This is a genomic window from Microcoleus sp. w2-18bC1 (genome assembly GCF_036700365.1).
GTDB lineage: Bacteria > Cyanobacteriota > Cyanobacteriia > Cyanobacteriales > Microcoleaceae > Microcoleus.
This window is the reverse complement of record NZ_JAUBOS010000163.1, coordinates 1-1399: the sequence shown is the minus strand read 5'-3', so window position 1 is coordinate 1399 and position 1399 is coordinate 1. Positions and strand designations below refer to the sequence as shown.

Genomic DNA, 1399 nt, shown 5'->3' with positions numbered 1-1399 from the left:
CAGGGTAAACGCATCTAAATTAATTTGACAAACACCTAAATTTGTGCACTACTAAATAACTAAAAAAACCTTCTAAAAATCATTGACTTTAACCACATTTAAGCAAATTAAATCAGAACCTTAAGATTTTCTAAACTTTTTAAATCCGGATAATTTTCCTTCTTAGATATGTGTTAGATTTCGAGCATTAACTGGCAGAGTTTAAAATTTTAACTAAATAATTATTGTCCATTGCCGCTCGATACCGTTTCATTTTTAGACTTTGTTTGGAAGTTTTTTCTTATTTTAGTAAATTTATAGCCAAGCGACGTAGAAGTGCAAAATTTTCGGGAGAGTTCTGTTTCCTAATCCGGCTTTCATCTTCACAAAATGTCACATCCAGCGTCCAATGTAAGCTATTTTCAATGCCCCAATGACTACGGCTCGCCCCAGCAATTGTCTCAGCATTACTGCTTAAACTACTAACGTAAAAACGAGCTTCAGTCGTGGTTTTATTCCACAGCCGTCGTTCACTAACTATCATGACAACTGTTTTTAATCCCGTCCATAATTCTTGATTATGCAGAGGTGGTAACTCGGATACATCAACAGTCCACACTTGTCTTTTTTCCACTCGATGATGTCCAGCTTCTACTTGCTCATGCCGGACTGTAGTCTCTGCCTAAATAATCTTCTTTTTTAGCTACCTCAAACCACTCTTTCACAGCTTAATAGAGGAGTTTTTGATTCCCGTTTAAAGCTAAAACATAATCTCCTTTTTTCTTGAGAATTAGAGATGTTATGTCTTTTTGACAACCCATAGCATCTATGGTTATTACACTTCCGGCAATTTCTAACATTTCTATTAATTGCGGAACTGCTGTCAGTTCATTTGATTTTTTATCGACTTTTTTTGACCTAAAACCAATTGATGAGATGAAGACCATGCTGTAACTATATGTAGCGCTTTTTGCTGGTCATTTCGGTCATAAGATTGTTTCATTGTTTTGCCATCAATGGCAATCACGTTTAGTTCTAATTCCCCGACTATGGCATTTACCCAACTCAAAAAGCATTGTTGAAAATGTTGTGGTTCAATTCTGGCAAATACCCGACTAAATGTGTCATGAGATGGTATGCCATTCGGTAATTCTAGAAAGCTTTTTAACCATTCATATTTGACATTACCATAGGCTTCTATTGCCACCCATCCGTCGGCACCGCTGATAATAGCTAGAATCGCAATCGCTATAATATCTTTGAGTAAGTGTTCTTTACTTCTTTCTATTCTGGGGTCTTTCAAATTTGGCAAAATGTTCTAAAAAACTGGCATTTAAAATATTCATTGAAGGCAATGAATCTGTTGGTTTTTGTTGGGAAGTTACAGCTTTACTAAAACCTCTTGCCATTGATAGCACCC

1 pseudogene is annotated in these 1399 nt (G+C 36.0%); it reads right to left on the bottom strand.

Features of this window, described 5'->3' with window-relative positions:
- Nucleotides 1-187 precede the first annotated feature (187 nt).
- Nucleotides 188-1325, bottom strand: a pseudogene (locus QT979_RS28845) (ISAs1 family transposase).
- Nucleotides 1326-1399 lie beyond the last annotated feature (74 nt).